At 67.6% G+C, this 1187-nt stretch carries 2 protein-coding genes; one reads left to right on the top strand and one right to left on the bottom strand.

Annotated elements, in window-relative coordinates; translation table 11 throughout:
- Positions 1-840: cbb3-type cytochrome c oxidase subunit I (locus Q7W29_03195; GenBank protein MDO9170816.1), on the top strand; the 840-nt coding region annotated here is incomplete at its 5' end.
- Positions 841-930: 90 nt separating this feature from the next.
- On the opposite strand, the gene Q7W29_03190 is transcribed toward Q7W29_03195, so the two are convergent.
- On the bottom strand, positions 931-1187 hold a 257-nt coding region (locus Q7W29_03190; GenBank protein MDO9170815.1), incomplete at its 5' end, for a hypothetical protein.

Genomic DNA, 1187 nt, shown 5'->3' with positions numbered 1-1187 from the left:
CTGTGGGTGGAGGGCTTCTTCGAGGTCTTCGCCACCGTGGTCATCGCCTTCCTCTTCGTGCGCCTGGGTCTGCTGAAGGTGAAGACGGCGACCGCCGCCACGCTCTTCTCCACGAACGTCTTTTTGGCCGGCGGCATCATCGGCACCTTCCACCACCTCTACTTCACGGGCACCCCGACGGCGGTGCTCGCGCTGGGCGCCACCTTCAGCGCCCTGGAAGTGGTGCCCCTGGTGCTGATGGGCTTCGAGGCCTACCACAACCTCACGCTCAGCCGCGCCAAGCCGTGGCTCGAGGCCTACAAGTGGCCGATCTACTGCTTCATCGCGGTGGCGTTCTGGAATCTGGTGGGCGCGGGCGTCTTCGGCTTCCTCATCAACCCGCCCATCGCGCTCTACTACATGCAGGGTCTGAACACCACGCCGGTGCACGGCCACACGGCGCTGTTCGGGGTCTACGGCATGCTGGGCATCGGGCTGATGCTCTTCGTGCTCAAGGGCTTGGCCGCGCGCCGGATCTGGAAGGACGGGGTCATCCGCTTCGCCTTCTGGGCCATCAACATCGGGCTGGCGGCCATGGTGCTGATCAGCGTGCTGCCGGTGGGCCTGGCCCAGACGATGGCCAGCGTGCGCGACGGGCTGTGGTACGCCCGCTCGGCCGAGTTCCTGCAGCAGGACTACTTGCAGACCCTGCGCTGGCTGCGGGTGATCGGCGACACGATCTTCGCGGTCGGGACGCTGGCCCTGGCGTGGTTCGTGATCGGGCTGAAGACGGGGTGGTCGGTGCGCGGAGGAACAGATCTTCCGGCGCCCGATGCGGCGGCGATGCCGCGCCGCGATTGATCGGACCGGTCCGCGGTGAAGACAAAGGGGGCGGGTCCCAGGCGGGATCCGCCCCCTTCTCCTACGGGCGATGCGTTGCGGCGTCCAGGACTAGAAGCTGTACGTCATCGTGAACGCCGCCGAGGTCGTCGAGCCCTTGGGCGTGCCGTCGTGGTCGACGAAGGCGTCTTCATCGGACATGTCCAGGCGCAGTTCCGCCAGGGCCCGCATGCCTTCCCCGAGCGCGAACACCGGTGCGATGGTCAGCGAGCTGCGGCTCTGGCCGGAGCCGGCGCCGAAGATCACGTCGTCGGCGTCGTCGAGCGTGTCGAAGCGGCCCGTGAGCCCCATGGTCCCGCTCAGTTTCG

This window comes from bacterium (genome assembly GCA_030654305.1).
GTDB lineage: Bacteria > Krumholzibacteriota > Krumholzibacteriia > LZORAL124-64-63 > LZORAL124-64-63 > PNOJ01.
The sequence above is the reverse complement of the archived record's forward strand: the minus strand, read 5'-3'. Positions and strand labels throughout refer to the sequence as shown.